Below are 16,539 nucleotides of genomic sequence, written 5' to 3' on the forward strand. Positions count from 1 at the left end.
AGACTCGTCGCGTGACCACCAGCCAGCTCGACCCCCTCCTCGGCCGTCTCGTCGACGGCCGGTACGAGGTGCGCTCGAGGATCGCCCGCGGCGGCATGGCGACGGTCTACCTGGCGCACGACCAGCGCCTCGAGCGCCGCGTGGCGATGAAGGTCATGCACGGCCACCTCTCCGACGACGCGACGTTCAAGAACCGCTTCGTCCAGGAGGCGCGCTCCGCCGCCCGTCTCGCCCACCCGAACGTCGTCAGCGTCTTCGACCAGGGCCAGGACTCGGACATGGCCTACCTGGTGATGGAGTACCTCCCCGGGATCACCCTGCGCGACCTGCTCAAGGAGCGCGGCCGGCTGACCGCCCAGCAGGTCGTCGACATCATGCACTCCGTGCTCTCGGGTCTCGCCGCCGCGCACCGCGCCGGGATCCTCCACCGCGACCTCAAGCCCGAGAACGTGCTCCTCGCCGACGACGGCCGGATCAAGATCGGCGACTTCGGCCTCGCGCGCGCCGCCTCCGCCAACACCGCCTCCGGCCAGGCCCTCCTCGGCACGATCGCCTACCTCTCCCCCGAGCTGGTCACGCGGGGCACCGCCGACACCCGCAGCGACATCTACGCCATCGGGATCATGATCTACGAGATGCTCACCGGAGAGCAGCCCTTCACGGGCGAGCAGCCGATGCAGATCGCGTACCAGCACGCGAACGACTCCGTCCCGTACCCCAGCGCGACGGTCGCCTCCGTCCCCACCTCGCTCGACGAGCTCGTCCTCTGGGCGACCGAGCGCGACCCGGACCTGCGGCCCCGCGACGCCGGCGTCATGCTCGCGCAGCTGCTCGAGGCCGAGCGACTCATGGGCATCACACCGAGCGACCGCCGCGGCGACACGCAGGCGGTCACCTCGCTCCCGGCGCCCGTCGCCGATCCGGCGCCCGCGACGGCCGTCTTCGATACGGCGGAGCCCGGGCAGACCTCGGTCTTCGACCCGGCGCCGGCCCCCGGAGCGGTGCTCGTGGTCGACGAGGACGACGACACCGTCGCCCGGCTCGCGAGCAGGCGCCGCGTCCGACGGCGCCGCGGCGTCCTGCTCACGGTGGTCGTCCTCCTCCTGGCGCTCATCGGCGGCGGGACGGCCTGGTGGTTCGGCGAGGGACCCGGCGCGATCGTGTCGATCCCGAACGTCGTCAGCCAGTCGCAGCAGGACGCGACGGCCCAGCTGCAGGCGCAGGGCTTCGAGGTGCAGCCGCAGGAGACGCCCGACCTCACCGTGCCCGCGGGGACGGTGGTGAGCTCCGATCCGCCCGGCGGGCAGGGGGTGCACAAGGGCTCCGTCATCACGCTGACCGTCTCGAGCGGGCCGCGCCAGCTGCCGGTCCCGTCGCTCGCCGGCCTCTCGGAGGCCGACGCTGCCGCCGCGGTGACGGGCGGCTCCTTCACCGTCGGCGACGTCTCGAAGATCTTCGACGCCGACGTCGACGCGGGTGTGGTCGTCTCCGCCTCGCTGCCTGACGGATCGGCACTGCCCGAGACGATGTCCGAGACCAGCACCATCGCGATGGTGGTGAGTCTCGGACCGATCCCGAACGTCGTCGGCCTCTCGATCGACGACGCGACGGCGAAGGCGGAGGCGGCCGGTCTCGCCCTCGACCGCAGCGGCGAGGACTGGAGCGACACCGTGGCCGCGGGCGTCGTCCTCACGCAGGCGAACCCGGAGGCGCCCGCCGCGACCGGCGACACCGTCTCGGTCGTCGTGTCGAAGGGGCCCGAGCCCGTCGCCGTGCCGAACGTCGTGGGGATGAACCGCGACGAGGCGAAGGCGGCCCTCGAGGCGGCGGACCTGTCGTGGAGCTACTCCCTGACGACGCTCGGCCCGCTGATCGACGCGGCGCCGAACGAGCTGACCAAGGTCACGAACCAGTCCAACAAGGCCGGCGATCTCGTGCAGCGCGGCACGACGATCCAGCTGTCGATCACCATCACGACCTGACGCCGCCGGTCGAGCCCCTCGGCGGGGACTCGACCGGCGGTCGGGGTCGGATCAGATCGCGCGGCCCCGGAGCTCCTCCGCCACGAGGAACGCGAGCTCGAGCGACTGCATGTGGTTGAGGCGGGGGTCGCAGACCGACTCGTACCGGGTGGCGAGCGTCGCCTCGTCGATGTGCTCCGAGCCGCCGAGGCACTCGGTGACGTCGTCGCCTGTGAGCTCGACGTGGATGCCGCCCGGGTGCGTCCCCGCGGCGCGGTGCGCCTCGAAGAAGCCCTTGACCTCGTCGACCACGTCGTCGAAGCGACGGGTCTTGTAGCCGGTCGGGGTCGTCAGCCCGTTGCCGTGCATCGGATCGGTCACCCACAGCGGCAGGGCGTCGCTCCGCTTGACGGCCTCGAGCAGCGGCGGGAGGGCGTCGCGGATCCTCCCGGCACCCATGCGGGTGATGAAGGTGAGGCGCCCGGGCTCCCGCTCGGGGTCGAGCTTGTCGATCAGCTCGAGCATCGTCTCGGGCGTGGTCGACGGGCCGAGCTTCACGCCGATCGGGTTGCGCACCCGCGACAGGAAGTCGACGTGCGCGCCGTCGAGCTCGCGGGTGCGCTCGCCGATCCAGATGAAGTGGCTGGAGGTGTTGTACGGCGTGCCGGTCCGCGAGTCGATGCGCGTCATGGGGCGCTCGTAGTCCATCAGCAGGCCCTCGTGGCCGGTGTAGAACTCGGTGCGCTTCATGCCCTCGAAGTCGGCCCCGCACGCCACCATGAACTTGACCGCGCGGTCGATCTCGCGGGCCAGCTGCTCGTAGCGCTGGTTCTGCGGGTTCTCGGTGAAGCCCTTGTTCCAGTAGTGGACGAGGCGCAGGTCGGCGAATCCGCCCTGCGTGAAGGCGCGGATGAGGTTCAGCGTCGAGGCGGCGGTGTGGTAGCCCTGCACGATGCGGCGCGGGTCCGCGGCGCGCGACTCCGGGGTGAAGTCGTAGCCGTTGACGATGTCGCCGCGGTAGGCGGGCAGGGTCACGTCGCCGCGGGTCTCGAGGTCGCTCGAGCGCGGCTTCGCGAACTGGCCGGCCATCCGGCCCATCTTGATGACGGGCATGCTCGCGCCGTAGGTCAGGACGACGGCCATCTGCAGCACGGTCTTGACGCGGTTCCGGATCTGCTCGGCGGTCGCTCCGGCGAAGGTCTCGGCGCAGTCGCCGCCCTGCAGGAGGAACGCCTCGCCGCGGGCCGCGGCTCCGAGACGCTCGCGCAGCTGGTCCACCTCGCCGGCGAACACCAGCGGAGGGAGCGCGGCCACCTCGGCGGACGCCGCTCGCACGGCCTCCGCATCGGGCCACTGCGGCTGCTGCTTGATCTCGAGCTCGCGCCAATAGTCCAGGCCGGCGACCACGGAGGGGGCGGCGAGGACGTACGGTTCGTTCGGATCGATGACCACGAGGGTGTTCCCGGTTCTGACGGGCGCCAGCGGCGCGCGGAGGGCCGCCGTCCGGACGGACGGCAGCGGTTGACGAGCTTATCGCCTGGCAGGGCGCTCGGCCGGGAGGGGGCCCCGGCGTCGAGCGGGCGCTCAGCGGGTGAGGGCCGCGCGCTTCTCCTTGACCGAGGTCGCGTAGACGTCGAGGTACTCCTGGCCGCTCAGGGCGAGGAGCTCGTACATGATCTCGTCGGTGATCGAGCGGAGGATGAACCGGTCGCCCTCCATGCCCTCGAAGCGGCTGAAGTCGAGCGGCTCCCCGAAGACGATGCCGATGCGGCCCAGCTTCGGCAGGCGCTTGCCGATGGGCATGATGCGCGCGGTGTCGATCATGGCGACCGGGATGACGGGCACGCGGGCCTCGAGGACCATGCGCGCGACACCGGTGCGGCCGCGGTACATGCGGCCATCGGGGCTGCGCGTGCCCTCGGGATAGATGCCCAGGGCGTGGCCGCCCGCGAGGACGCGGAGGCCCGTGTTGAGCGAGGCCTCCGACGCCTTGCCACCGGAGCGGTCGATGGGCAGCATCCCCGTGGCGGTGAAGAACGTCCGCGTCGCCCAGCCCTTGAGGCCCTTGCCGGTGAAGTAGTCGCTCTTGGCGAGGAAGACCATGTTCCGCTCGATCACCAGCGGGAGGATCACGGAGTCGATGAAGGAGAGGTGGTTGCTCGCGAGGATCACGCCGCCGTTCTGCGGCACCTTGTCGGCACCGACCACCCACGGCCGGAAGATCGTCTTCAGGAGCGGGCCCGCGACGATGTGCTTCATGAACCAGTAGAACATCGGGCTCCTCGGCGGTGCGGCGGATCGGGTGCGGCGGGTGCCGCTAGAGGGAGCTCGCGTGCAGGCGCGCCAGGTCGGCGGCCCCCACGACTCCCGCGTCGTTGACGAGCTCCGCGATGCGGAACTCGGGCTCGGGGTGGTAGCCCCGGGCGGGGAGGTTGTCGAGGTAGGCCTGGCGGATGGGGTCCAGCAGGAGGTCGCCCGCCTGCGCCACTCCGCCGCCGATGACGAACATCTGCGGGTCGAGGACGGCGCTCAGGCTGGCCGCCGCCTCGCCCAGCCAGTGGCCGAGCTGTCGCAGCGCCGCGAGGGCGCCGAGGTCGCCGGCGGTGATCAGCTCGGAGATGAGGTGGCCGTTCAGCTCGCCGCCGTTGCGGGCGCGGGCGTCGGCGATGCCCTGGCCGATCCCGCCCGCGTCGGCCAGCTCGCCGGCGAAGCGCTGGAGCGCGCGGCCCGAGCCGTACTGCTCGATGCAGCCGCGGGCGCCGCAGCCGCAGGGCAGGCCTCCGGGGACGACGCGCATGTGCCCGATCTCGGCCGCTGCGCCGAAGCCGCCGCGCAGGAGCCGGTCGTTGATGACGATCGCGCCACCCACTCCGGTGCCGATGGTGAGCATCAGCATGTCGCTGACGAGGCGGCCCGAGCCGTAGCGGAACTCGGCCCAGCCGGCGGCGTTCGCATCGTTCTCGATGATGATCGGCAGGTCGATGCGGGCCGAGAGCTTCTCGCGGAAGGGCTCGTTGCGCCAGTTGATGTTCGGGGCGTAGTAGACGATCGACTGCGAGGCGTCGATGAAGCCGGCGGCGGCGACTCCGACCGCGGAGACGTCTCCCGGGAGCAGACCGGAGCGCAGATGCTCGACCATCTCGACCACGACGTCGACGATCAGCTCGGGGTGCCCGGCGGGCGTGGGCCGACGGTCCTCGCGGAGGATCCCCCCGAACTCGTCGACCAGGGCTCCGGCGATCTTCGTGCCGCCGATGTCGATCCCGATCGCGTGCACGCGAACCGCCTTCCCGTCGCCACCGGCGCGGCAGCGTCGGCGGGCCGCCCTGAGCGGCGGCCAGGACGAGTGTAGTGACCGCGAGTGCTCCGATGCGGCTCAGCGGCGAGTCCCGGCGACGCGTGTCGGCCCTCCTCGCGGAGCCACCGCTGGATCGTTACCCTGAACGGATCCACAGCTTGCGCCGCGCCGGTAGGGTGGAGACGACGTTCATTCAGGTACCGAAGGAGTTGCCGTGGACCAGTTCGATTCCCCCCTGGTGGTTCCGGCCGATCCCCAGGCCAATACGACCGCCCTCCTGCTGGACCGCGTCCGCGAGACGCCCGATCGCCCGCTCTTCGCGCTGCCCGACGGCGACGGCTGGCGCGATGTGACGGCGCAGGAGTTCCTCGACCAGGTCACGGCCCTCGCGAAGGGCTTCGTCGCCGCCGGCCTCGAGCCGGGCGAGAAGGTCGGGCTGATCTGCAAGACGCGCTACGAGTGGACGCTGATCGACTTCGCCGTCTGGTTCGCCGGCGGGGTCCTCGTCCCGGTGTACGAGACCTCCTCCCCCGCGCAGGTGCAGTGGAACCTCGCCGACTCCGGCGCGCACGCCGTGATCGTCGAGACCCCCGAGCACTTCGCCCGCTTCGACGAGATCCGCGCCGACCTTCCCGAGGTCCGCCTCGCCTGGCAGATCGGGCTGGGCGATCTGGACAAGCTCGTCGCCCGCGGCATCGACGTGCCGGATGCCGAGATCGAGCGCCGCCGCTCGCTGGCGACCGGCACCGACATCGCGACGATCATCTACACCTCCGGCTCCACCGGCCGCCCCAAGGGCTGCATCATCCGGCACTCGAACTTCGTCGAGCTCAGCCGCAATTCGGCGGTCGCCCTGACGGAGCTGATCCACCAGCCCGGCGCGTCGACGCTGCTGTTCATCACCACCGCGCACGTGTTCGCCCGCTTCATCGCGATCCTCTGCGTGCACGGCGGGGTGAAGGTGGGGCACCAGGCCGACACCAGGCAGCTGCTCCCCTCGCTCGCGTCCTTCAAGCCGACGTTCCTCCTGGCCGTGCCGCGCGTGTTCGAGAAGGTCTACAACTCCGCCGAGCAGAAGGCCGAGGCCGGGGGGAAGGGGAAGATCTTCCGCCGCGCGGCCGACGTCGCCGTCGCCCACTCGATGGCGCTCGAGGCGGGCTCGGTGCCGCTCGCGCTGAAGCTGCAGTTCCTCCTCTTCGACCGGCTCGTGTACTCGAAGCTGCGCACCGCCATGGGCGGGAACGTCCGCTTCGCCGTGTCCGGCTCGGCGCCGCTGGGAGACCGGCTCGGGCACTTCTTCCACAGCCTCGGCATCAAGATCCTCGAGGGCTACGGCCTCACGGAGACGACGGCGCCCGCCACGGTCAACCGCACCGAGCGGTTCAAGATCGGCTCGGTGGGCCCGGCGATGCCCGGGGTCTCGATCCGGATCGCGGGCGACGGCGAGATCCAGGTGCGCGGCATCGACGTCTTCGGCGGCTACTGGAACAACGAGGCGGCGACGGCCGAGTCGTTCGACGGCGAGTGGTTCCGCACGGGCGACCTCGGAACCCTGGACGAGGACGGGTACCTGCGCGTCACCGGGCGGAAGAAGGAGATCATCGTCACCGCCGGCGGCAAGAACGTCGCTCCGGCGGCGCTGGAGGATCCGATCCGCGCGAACCCGCTGGTCGGCCAGGTCGTCGTCGTCGGCGATCAGCGCCCGTTCATCGCCGCTCTGGTCACGCTCGACTCCGAGATGCTGCCGACGTGGCTCGCCAACAACGGGCAGGACAAGGGCCTGTCACTCGAGGACGCGGCCGTGAACCCGGTCGTTCTGGCCGAGGTGCAGCGGGCCGTCGACGCGGCGAACGAACGCGTCTCCCGTGCAGAGTCGATCCGGAAGTTCGTGATCCTCCCGACCGAGTTCTCGGAGGCGAGCGGTCACCTGACTCCGAAGATGAGCATCAAGCGCAACGTCATCCTCGCCGACTTCGCCGACACCATCGCCGCCGTCTACTCCGCCGCCCCCGCCACCGAGGGCATCTCCCTCCGCTGACCCCGCGCTCTCCCCGCGTCACCAGCAGGCCGTCCCGATCGCAGCCGACTCCGAGAAAGCGCGCCCAGCTCTATCCCGTCGGCGGAACGCCCGACGCTCCTCGGAACGCGCCCACCTCGAAAGGCCGACCGCGCGGAGCCGGGCAAGGACCGGCTCCCCTCGACACAGCCGTATCCGGGAAAGCGCGTCCCAGCGCTTTCCCGTCGGCGGAACGCCCGACGCTCCACAGAACGCCCCCACCTCGCTGAGCCGACCGCGCCGGGCCGGGCAGGGACCGGCTCCCCCCTCAACGCAGCCGTATCCGGTGAAGCGCGTGCCAGCGCTTCACCGTCGGCGGAACGCACGACGCTCCACCGAACGCGCCCACCTCGAAAAGCCGACCGCGCCGAGCCGGGCAAGGACCGGCTCGGAATCCAACTCAGAACCAGTCGGATTCCCGGACGGCCTTCATGGCGGCGCGGCGGTCGTCCTGGGAGAGGCGGTCGAGGTAGAGGCGTCCGTCGAGGTGGTCGCATTCGTGCTGGAGGGCCTGGGCCATGAGGCCGTCGCCTTCGAGGACGATCTCGTTGCCGTCGAGGTCGGTGCCGCGGACCTTCGCGTGCGGGTAGCGGATCGCGGGGTACCAGAGGTTCGGGACGGAGAGGCAGCCCTCGTCGACCGGTCGCGGGTCTCCGCTGAGCTCGATGATCTCGGGGTTGAGGATGTACCCGATGACGCCGTCGACGTTGTAGCTGAAGGCGCGGAGGTTGACGCCGATCTGGGGGGCTGCGACGCCGGCGCGTCCGGGCGGCCGGACGCTGTCGACGAGGTCCTCGACGAGGCCGCGGACGCCGGCGTCGACCGTCTCGATGGTCGTGGACGGGGTCTTCAGCACCGGGTCCCCGAAGATGCGGATCTGGCGTTCGGTCATGTGGTGCGCTCCCTCAGGGCCTCCTCCGCGCTCAGGAGGGCGTTCTCGACGACTTCGCTCGCTGCGGGGTGCGGCCAGTACTGGCTGCGGGCGAGTCCGCGGATGCCGGTGCCGGCGCTGGCGGCCTGGACGAGCGGCTGAATGAGGATACTGGCCTGCGGCCCGATGATGTGCGCGCCGAGGAGGGCGCCGTCGAGTCCGACGACCAGGAGGCAGGCGCTGGAGTCGTCCTCGAGCGCCCAGCCGAAGGCGGTGGAGCCGTACTCCTGGGTGACGGTGACGACGTCCAGGCCCTGGTCCCGCGCTTCGGCCGCGGTGAGCCCGAAGTGGGCGATCTGCGGGTGGGCGAAGATCGCGCCGGGCACCGGCGAGAGGGTGTCGGAGAGCAGCTCGCCCGGGTGCAGGAGGTTGTGCGCCACGAGGCGCGCCTCGTGGTTGGCGACGTGCTTGAGCTGCCAGCGCGACGACACGTCGCCGAGGGCGAAGAGGCCGGGCACGGGGCGTCCGCCGGAGAGGACGCGCTGCTCGGTGTCGACGCTGATCCGGCCGTCCTCGTGCAGATCGATCCCGACGGAGGCGGCGGCGACCGTGTCGCTGTTGGGGTCGCGGCCGATCGCGACGAGCAGCAGGTCGGTCTCGACCGTCGTGCCGTCGCTGAGGGCGACGCGGAGCCCGTCAGGGCGGGCGTCGACGCTCTCGGCGCTCACTCCGGTGAGCACCGTGTACCGCTCGGCGGCGATCCCGGTGAACCGGCGCGAGACGTCCTCGTCGAGGGCGCGGAGGAGGCGGTCGCCGCGGACGGCGACGGTCACGGCCGTGCCGAAGGAGGAGAAGACGTGGGCGAACTCGACGGCCACGGCGCCGCCGCCGAGGATGAGCATCCGCTCGGGGAGCTCGTCGAGCCGCATGACCGAGGAGGAGTCCTGGATGCGGGGGTCGGGCTCGTACGCGGCGAGGAGCGGCCTGGGCCGCGAGCCGGCGGCCACGACCACCTGCGGAGCACTGATGCGGGCACCGCTGGCGCTGACGAGGACGTGCGGGCGGTCGCCGTCTCCGAGCGCCTCGAAGCCGAAGCTCTCGCGGAGGACGGTCACGTTCGGGGAGCGCTGATCGCGGTACTCGAAACCGCCCTCGCTGATCGCGTCGATCCGGCCGAACACACGGTCGCGCACCTCGGCCCACTCGGGGCGGCGGAGGCGGGAGTGGACGCCGATCGGGCCGCCCTGGTCGACGTCGGTGACCACGTCGGCGACGTGGACGAACATCTTGGTCGGGATGCAGCCGGCGTTGAGGCAGGTGCCGCCGAACCACTCCCCGTCGTCGAGGATCGCGACCCGCAGGCCGTCGAACTCCGGACCGACGATCGAGTTGCCGGAGCCGGCCCCGACGACGATCAGGTCGAAGGCGTCGGTGGACGCGTCGGGCCCGTCGGTGCGGTCCTGGTGCGCGGCGGACGCCGCCCCGGAGCCCCGGGGCTCAGACACGTCGGACCGGCATGCCCTCGACCACGAGCGCGGCGAGCAGGCGTGCGGCGTCCTTCGTGCCCTCGCGCAGCTGCTCCCACTTCACCACGGAGCCGGCGGCGAGCACCGGGTCGTAGGGGATGCGGACGATGTCGCGGACGCGGGAGCGGAAGTGCGACTCGATCTCCTCCAGCTTCACCAGGCTCGTGCCCTGCGTCGCCGTGTTGAGCGCGACGACCGCGTTGCGCACCAGGGCGCCGTAGCCGTTCGCGTCCAGCCAGGTGAGGGTCTCGGAGGCCAGGCGGGCCTCGTCGACGCTGCCGCCCGAGACGATCACCACTGTGTCGGCGCGCTGCAGCGTGGGCCGCATCACCGAGTGCACGATGCCCGTGCCGCAGTCGGTGAGCATGATCGAGTAGAAGCGCTCGACCAGATCGGCGACCACGTTGTAGTCGTCCTCGTCGAAGGCCTCGGAGAGCTGCGGGTCGGTGTCGGAGGCGAGGACGTCGAGGCGGGTCTCGTCGCGGGAGACCATCGTCGAGAACTCGGTGAACCCGGTCACGCCGGCCGCGCGGTTCACGACATCGCGGACGGTCGCCCGCGTCTGCTTGGGGACGCGCTCGGCCAGGGTGCCGCGGTCGGGGTTCGCGTCGACCGCGATGATGCGGTCCTCGCGCGCGTCGGCGAGGGCCATGCCCAGGAGCGTCGTGACCGTGGTCTTGCCGACGCCGCCCTTGCGGGTCATGACCGGGACGAAGCGGGTGCCGCCCTCGAACTGCCGGCCGATCCGCTCGTCCATCGCCTTCCACGCCTTCACCTTCGCGGAGTCGCCGAGGTTGACCGTGTGGAAGGTCAGGCCGTAGAGGAAGCGGTGCCAGCCGCCCGTGGGAGCGGGACGGGTCTTGCGGTTGACCTCCAGGAGCCTGTCCGGGGTGAGCATCGACGCCGACTCGGGGACGGCGGCGCTCGGCGCGGACGGGGCGGGAGCGGCGCTCGAGGACTCGGCGCGGAGGCGGTCGCGGCGCGTGGGGACGGCGGCGGGCTCCCCCGCGGACTCGGACGCCGCGGGCTTCTCGGCGGACTCCGCTCGGGCGGGGATCCCCGCCGAGACCGGTCCGTTCGCGCCGGACGGGTGAGCGGGAGCCGGTGAGGGGGTCGGAGCAGGACTCGGCTCCGGGGGCACGAGAGCGTGCGAGCGCGAGGGCGGCAGGCCGAGGCGGCCGACGTCGATCGCGTCCTCGTCCTCGACCGGAGCGGGGGCGGTGGAGCGGCGCCGCGGGCCGGGCGGGGTGATCCGCACGCCGTCGGGCAGGAGGGTCGGAGCGGTGTCGCTCGCTCGCGGGGAGTACTGACCCGATTCCCGAGCCGCGTCCATGGCGGTCCGCGGCGTGGGACCGGTGCCGGTGTCGGGCTGTTCGTCGTTGCGCTCATCCATGCGAACGAGCCTCCTTCCGCTCAGGACGAGTGTACCGGCGGGCCCGGGTCGCGCCGGGCGGCTTGGTCGGAGCGCGCTCCGACTGCTAGTGCGGCCCGCTTCCGGAGGCGGCGCGGACGGCGCGTGCAGCGAACGGTTAGGTTCTGCCGCCCGGAGGAACGTAAAGTAGTCAGCCATGCATGTACTCAGCGTGAGCTCCCTCAAGGGCGGCGTCGGCAAGACCACGGTGACGCTCGGCCTTGCATCCGCGGCGTTCTCGAAGGGCCTGCGAACGCTGGTCGTCGACCTCGATCCCCAGTCCGACGTGTCGACCGGAATGGACATCAACGTCGCCGGCCACCTCAACATCGCCGACGTCCTGACGTCGCCGAAGGAGAAGATCGTCCGCTCGGCGATCGCCCCCTCCGGCTGGACCAAGGAGCACCACGGCACGATCGACGTGCTGATCGGCAGCCCCTCCGCGATCAACTTCGACGGGCCGCACCCCAGCATCCGCGACATCTGGAAGCTCGAGGAGGCCCTCGCGAGCGTCGAGGCCGACTACGACCTCGTGCTGATCGACTGCGCCCCCTCGCTCAACGCCCTGACCCGCACGGCCTGGGCCGCGAGCGACCGCGTCGCCGTCGTCACGGAGCCGGGCCTGTTCTCGGTGGCCGCCGCCGACCGAGCGCTCCGGGCGATCGAGGAGATCCGCCGCGGACTCAGCCCGCGCCTCCAGCCGCTGGGCATCATCGTCAACCGCGCCCGCGTCCAGTCGCTGGAGCACCAGTTCCGGATCAAGGAGCTGCGCGACATGTTCGGACCGCTCGTGCTCAGCCCGCAGCTCCCGGAGCGCACCTCCCTCCAGCAGGCGCAGGGCGCGGCGAAGCCCGTGCATGTCTGGCCCGGGGAGAGCGCTCAGGAGATGGCGCACAACTTCGACCTGCTGCTCGACCGCGTGATCCGCACCGGTCGCATCGGCGAGCAGGTCCCCGCCGCGACCTAGGGCCGGCGGGTCCGCCGGACTTCTCCGGCTCGAGGTCTCGGGACGCGGGCGATGCTCGGTGCCCGAGGAGTGCCAGGGACGGCGCCGGCGGACGCTCGGCGTCGGAGTTCAGCGCGGACTCTCGATGCGCGGGCGGAGCCCATCGTCGGATCCGCAGGGCGGGACACGGACGGAGCCCGTCATCGGACCAGCAGGGTGAGCGGGCGTGATCGGCGGGGAGCTCGCGTCCGGCGGACGGTTCACGCGGGCGGGGCCCGCCACTCGATCAGCACGGTCAGACTCGGATGGCGCCCGTTGCTCGCACAGCGCGGCTGCAGGCGGGTCCGCTCCTGATCGGCTGAGCGTGCGGAGGGGACCCGGGAGTTCCCGGGGCCGCGGTCGACCTGCGAGAGGTGGGCGGTCAGCCGACGCGGCGGGAGGCGCGGCGCTGGGCGAGCTCGTCGCCCGGGTCGACCGACTGGTGGTCGAGCTCGACGAGGCTCGACTCGACCTCGCGGAGGACCTTGCCGACGGCGATGCCGAAGACGCCCTGGCCGCGGCTGAGCAGGTCGATGACCTCGTCGTTCGAGGTGCAGAGGTAGACGCTCGCGCCGTCGCTCATCAGGGTCGTCTGCGCGAGGTCGTCGACCCCGGACTCGCGGAGCTGGTTGACCGCCGTGCGGATCTGCTGGAGCGAGATCCCGGTGTCGAGCAGGCGCTTGACCAGCTTCAGCACGAGGATGTCGCGGAAGCCGTAGAGGCGCTGCGTTCCGGAGCCGGACGCGCCGCGCACGGTGGGCTCGACGAGCTCGGTCCGCGCCCAGTAGTCGAGCTGCCGGTAGGTGATCCCCGCGGCGCGCGCCGCGACGGCCCCGCGGTAGCCCGCGTCGGCGTCGAGCTCGGGCAGTCCGTCGGTGAACAGGACGAGGTCGCGCTGGCCGCTGACGTCGCGGCTGACTTCTCTCATCCCTGTGCCTCTCGGATCCGGACGCCGGATCCTCCGAACGCGCTCCCTACCGTACCGACCGGCGCAGGCCGAGTAAACGACATCGGCCTCGGCGCCGCGGCGTGTCGCACGGGCCGCCCGTCGGCCGGCGGCGCGGCCCTCACGAGCGGGCGATCCGCGAGAGGGCGCTGCGCACCATCGCCCCGCGGATCGTGCCCAGCTGGGTCGCGAGCCCCACCGCGTTCTCGGCAGCACCGGCGGAGCCGGACGCCTCTCCGCGGCGGGCGCTGGAGGCGACGACGCTCTCGATGAGCGACATCTCGCGCTCGACGGCGACGCGGAGCGGTCGGAGGTGACGGGGCTCGATACCCGATCGGCCGAGGTCGACGAGCGCCTTGAGCGTCGTCACGGCCTCGTCCCCGAACACGTCGCCGCCCCGCACGAGCCCGGCGGCGATGGCCTCCTGGACGAGAGCGGGCGTGGCACCGGACTCGGCCGCGAGGCCCTCGCGGGTCAAGCGCGTGGCGGGGCCGAGGAGCGAGGCGCTCGGACCCCCGACACCGGCCGGCAGGGCGGGCTCGCGCCCGGCGTCGATGTCGTCGAGGTACCCGCGGATGACCTTGAGGGGGAGGTAGTGGTCGCGCTGCAGCGCGAGGATCATCCGGAGCCGCTCGACGTCGGAGCCCGAGAACTTGCGGTAGCCGGAGTCGGTGCGGGCCGGCGAGACGAGCCCCTGCTCCTCGAGGAAGCGCAGCTTGGACGGGGTGACGTCCGGGAACTCAGTGGTCAGCCTGGCCAGCACCTGCCCGATGCTCAGCAGAGCGGCGGAGCCGGTGGAAAGGGCGCGCGCGGAGGAGCGGCCCACGGCTCACGCGTCCGGAGCGGCGACGAGGTCGGCGCGGGACGCGTAGAAGGTGAGTCGGAACTTGCCGACCTGCACCTCGGAGCCGTCGGTGAGGATCGCGGACTCGATCCGGACCCCGTCGAAGTAGGTGCCGTTCAGGGAGCCGAGGTCGTGGACCTCGAACGCCGTGCCCCGGCGGACGAACTCGGCGTGCCGGCGCGAGACCGTGACGTCGTCGAGGAAGATGCCCGCATCGGGGTGACGGCCGACCGTCGTGGAGTCGGTGTCGAGGAGGAAGCGGGCGCCGGTGTTCGGTCCGCGGCGCACGACCAGCAGCGCGGATCCCGAGGGCAGAGCCCCGACGGCCTCGGCCTCCTCGCGGGACGCGCGGTTGTCGAGAGCGGCGAGCTGGGCACCGATGTCGTCGGTGAACGTCAGAGTCGTCTCCGTCGACGGCTCACCGGGAACGGAATTGTGCTGGGCGGATGATGCTCCACCGACGGGCTCGACCAAGACGTACCTCCTATCAGGTCAGCGTATCCGAATCGTGACCCTCGTCGGACCCCTGAGCACCTGTGCGGACCCCCAGGACGAGGTCCCGCGTCTGGACGGCGTAGACGATCCCGGCCCACCAGTAGAGGAACGCGCCCCACAGCGCGAAGGCCCAGGCGATGGGGAGCGAGGCGGGCGCGAGGGCCGGGAACGCCTGCCCCAGCATGATCAGCGGGAGCGCGTAGAAGAGGCAGAAGGTCGCGAATTTCCCCAGGTGGTGCACGGGAAGCGGTCCGTAGCCGTTGTTCGCCAGGACGACCGCCAGGACCACGAGCATCAAGTCGCGGGCGAGCAGCACGGCGACCAGCCACCAGGGCACCAGTCCGCGGGCCGCGAGGCCCAGGACGGTGGCGAAGATGTAGAGGCGGTCGGCGGCCGGATCAAGGACGCGGCCGAGGCGCGTCATCTGGTCGAAGCGGCGCGCGATCCAGCCGTCGAGGTAATCGGTGAGGCTCGAGACCACGAGGGTCAGGAGCGCGAGCGCGTCCTCGCCGAGGACCACGAGCACGAGGAACACCGGCACCAGGGCGAGGCGCACCATGCTGAGGACGTTCGGGACCGTCCAGATCCGGTCCTCACCGGTGCGCGCCATGCGCCCAGCCTAGGCGGGGCGCACGGCGGCGTGGTCAGCGCTTGTCGCGCCAGACCCGCTCGAACGGCAGGCGCCAGGCGTGCGGCGCGATCAGCTGGTGGATGGCGTTCGGCCCCCAGGAGCCGGGCGCGTAGAGACGGACGGGCGGCGGATCCTGCAGGAGCGGCGCGGAGACCTCCCAGAGCCGCTCGATGCCCTCCGCGGTGGTGAACAGCGTGTGGTCTCCGCGCATCGCGTCGAGGATCAGGCGCTCGTAGGCCTCGAGCGCGTCGCCCGCGCGGTCGGTCTCCTGGAGCGCGAACTGCATGCTCAGCTTGTCGAGCCGCATGCCGGGACCGGGGCGCTTCCCGTAGAACGAGAGCGAGACCTTCGAGGCGTCCGCCAGGTCGAAGGTGAGGTGGTCCGGGCCGTGGGCACCGACTCCGGAGCCCTGCGGGAACATGCTCTTCGGGGGCTCGCGGAACGCGATCGAGATGATGCGCTGGCCCTCCGCCATCCGCTTGCCGGTGCGGAGGTAGAACGGCACTCCCGCCCAGCGCCAGTTGTCGATCTCGCACTTGAGCGCGACGAAGGTGTCGGTCTCGGAGTCGGCGGCGACGCCCGGCTCGTCGCGGTAGCCGATGTACTGGCCGCGCACCACGTTCTCGGGGTTCAGCGGACGCATCGAGCGGAAGACCTTGTTCTTCTCCTCGCTGATGGCCTGGGGCTCCAGCGCGGTCGGCGGCTCCATCGCCATGAACGCCAGCACCTGGAAGAGGTGGGTGACGACCATGTCCTTGTACGCGCCGGTGGACTCGTAGAACTCGGCGCGACGGTCGAGCGTGAGGCGCTCGGGGATGTCGATCTGGACGTGATCGATGAAGTTGCGGTTCCAGATGGGCTCGAAGAGGCCGTTGGCGAAGCGGAAGGCGAGGATGTTCTGCGCCGGCTCCTTGCCGAGGAAGTGGTCGATCCGGAAGATCTGCTCCTCGCTGAAGGTCTCGTGGAGCTCCGCGTTGAGGACGACCGCGCTCTCGAGGTCGACGCCGAACGGCTTCTCCATGATGATCCGCGAGCGCTCGACCAGCCCGGCCTCGGCGAGCATCCGCACGACGGAGAGAGCTGCCCTGGGCGGGACGCTGAGGTAGTGCAGCCGGCTCACGTCCGGGCCGAGGACCGCCTCGGCGTCGGTCACGGCGGCGGCCAGCGCGGCCGGGCCGGCGGACTGCGGGACGTAGCGGAGCTTGGACGCGAACTCGTCCCACTGCGCCGGCGTCAGGGAGCGGCTCCCGAACTCGTCGTAGGCCAGCTTCGCGAAGGCGCGGAACGAGGCGTCGTCGTGCTCCTCGAGCGAGGTGCCGACGATCTGCAGGTCCGGTGCGAGGGAGGAGAGCGCGAGGTGGGCCATCCCCGGGATGAGCTTGCGCCGGGCCAGGTCGCCGACGGCGCCGAACAGCACGACGACATGGGGTGCCGCCTGCTCGGTCTGGACGGCGGGAGCGGGGGGTGCGGTTGTCACGGTCACCTCTCGATCATTCCAGTTCGGATCGTGACGCA

The 16,539-nt window shown here is 71.6% G+C and carries 14 protein-coding genes; 3 read left to right on the forward strand and 11 right to left on the reverse strand.

The genetic code is table 11. The features are described 5' to 3' along the window. Positions 1 to 11 precede the first annotated feature (11 nt). Complete coding sequence (gene pknB, locus C5C53_RS09470) at positions 12 to 1,982, forward strand: Stk1 family PASTA domain-containing Ser/Thr kinase (protein WP_104267396.1); 1,971 nt, start codon at positions 12 to 14, stop codon at positions 1,980 to 1,982. A gap of 51 nt (positions 1,983 to 2,033) precedes the next feature. On the opposite strand, the gene C5C53_RS09475 is transcribed toward pknB, so the two are convergent. From C5C53_RS09475 to C5C53_RS09485, 3 genes are all read right to left on the reverse strand, one after another. Next, positions 2,034 to 3,368: a class II 3-deoxy-7-phosphoheptulonate synthase gene (locus C5C53_RS09475; protein WP_104222617.1), complete on the reverse strand. Its 1,335-nt coding sequence runs from the start codon at positions 3,366 to 3,368 to the stop codon at positions 2,034 to 2,036. Between the two features lie 177 nt (positions 3,369 to 3,545). Then, a complete protein-coding gene (locus tag C5C53_RS09480) occupies positions 3,546 to 4,235 on the reverse strand; it encodes a 1-acyl-sn-glycerol-3-phosphate acyltransferase (protein ID WP_104222581.1) in 690 nt (229 codons plus the stop codon). Between the two features lie 43 nt (positions 4,236 to 4,278). Beyond that, on the reverse strand, positions 4,279 to 5,238 hold the full coding sequence (locus C5C53_RS09485) for an ROK family glucokinase (protein ID WP_104222580.1): 960 nt from the start codon (positions 5,236 to 5,238) through the stop codon (positions 4,279 to 4,281). A gap of 235 nt (positions 5,239 to 5,473) precedes the next feature. Between C5C53_RS09485 and C5C53_RS09490 the strand changes: the two genes are divergently transcribed. Beyond that, positions 5,474 to 7,297 (forward strand): long-chain fatty acid--CoA ligase, encoded by a 1,824-nt coding sequence (locus C5C53_RS09490; protein ID WP_104267397.1) that lies wholly within the window; start codon positions 5,474 to 5,476, stop codon positions 7,295 to 7,297. A 418-nt stretch (positions 7,298 to 7,715) separates the two neighbouring features. Here the strand turns inward: C5C53_RS09490 and def are convergent, their stop codons facing one another. Genes def through C5C53_RS09505 form a run of 3 tightly spaced genes read right to left on the reverse strand, consistent with a single transcriptional unit; the run spans position 7,716 to position 11,105 of the window. Next, a complete protein-coding gene (def, locus tag C5C53_RS09495; protein WP_104225378.1) occupies positions 7,716 to 8,207 on the reverse strand; it encodes a peptide deformylase in 492 nt (163 codons plus the stop codon). Then, the gene (locus C5C53_RS09500; protein WP_104267398.1) at positions 8,204 to 9,691 is read right to left on the reverse strand and encodes a mycothione reductase; all 1,488 of its coding nucleotides are present in this window, start codon (positions 9,689 to 9,691) and stop codon (positions 8,204 to 8,206) included. Before C5C53_RS09500 ends, def begins: the two co-directional genes overlap by 4 nt. Beyond that, positions 9,684 to 11,105: a MinD/ParA family protein gene (locus tag C5C53_RS09505; protein ID WP_258059940.1), complete on the reverse strand. Its 1,422-nt coding sequence runs from the start codon at positions 11,103 to 11,105 to the stop codon at positions 9,684 to 9,686. Before C5C53_RS09505 ends, C5C53_RS09500 begins: the two co-directional genes overlap by 8 nt. Before the next feature lie 175 nt (positions 11,106 to 11,280). On the opposite strand from C5C53_RS09505, the gene C5C53_RS09510 reads away from it, so the two are divergent. Continuing rightward, on the forward strand, positions 11,281 to 12,090 hold the full coding sequence (locus C5C53_RS09510; RefSeq protein WP_104222576.1) for a ParA family protein: 810 nt from the start codon (positions 11,281 to 11,283) through the stop codon (positions 12,088 to 12,090). 400 nt (positions 12,091 to 12,490) lie between these two features. Here C5C53_RS09510 and C5C53_RS09515 read toward each other — a convergent pair whose 3' ends face one another. From C5C53_RS09515 to zwf, 5 genes are all read right to left on the reverse strand, one after another. Continuing rightward, complete coding sequence (locus tag C5C53_RS09515) at positions 12,491 to 13,036, reverse strand: MerR family transcriptional regulator (RefSeq protein ID WP_104222575.1); 546 nt, start codon at positions 13,034 to 13,036, stop codon at positions 12,491 to 12,493. A gap of 139 nt (positions 13,037 to 13,175) precedes the next feature. Next, positions 13,176 to 13,880, reverse strand: a complete 705-nt coding sequence (locus C5C53_RS09520) for a MerR family transcriptional regulator (RefSeq protein WP_104267399.1) — start codon at positions 13,878 to 13,880, stop codon at positions 13,176 to 13,178. A 3-nt stretch (positions 13,881 to 13,883) separates the two neighbouring features. Further along, a complete protein-coding gene (locus tag C5C53_RS09525; protein WP_104222573.1) occupies positions 13,884 to 14,372 on the reverse strand; it encodes an FHA domain-containing protein in 489 nt (162 codons plus the stop codon). A 13-nt stretch (positions 14,373 to 14,385) separates the two neighbouring features. Further along, on the reverse strand, positions 14,386 to 15,003 hold the full coding sequence (locus C5C53_RS09530; protein WP_104222572.1) for a CDP-alcohol phosphatidyltransferase family protein: 618 nt from the start codon (positions 15,001 to 15,003) through the stop codon (positions 14,386 to 14,388). 34 nt (positions 15,004 to 15,037) lie between these two features. Further along, positions 15,038 to 16,501: a glucose-6-phosphate dehydrogenase gene (gene zwf, locus C5C53_RS09535; RefSeq protein ID WP_104225448.1), complete on the reverse strand. Its 1,464-nt coding sequence runs from the start codon at positions 16,499 to 16,501 to the stop codon at positions 15,038 to 15,040. Between the last annotated feature and the right edge of the window lie 38 nt (positions 16,502 to 16,539).

This window comes from Rathayibacter sp. AY1E3 (genome assembly GCF_002932235.1).
Lineage (GTDB): Bacteria > Actinomycetota > Actinomycetes > Actinomycetales > Microbacteriaceae > Rathayibacter.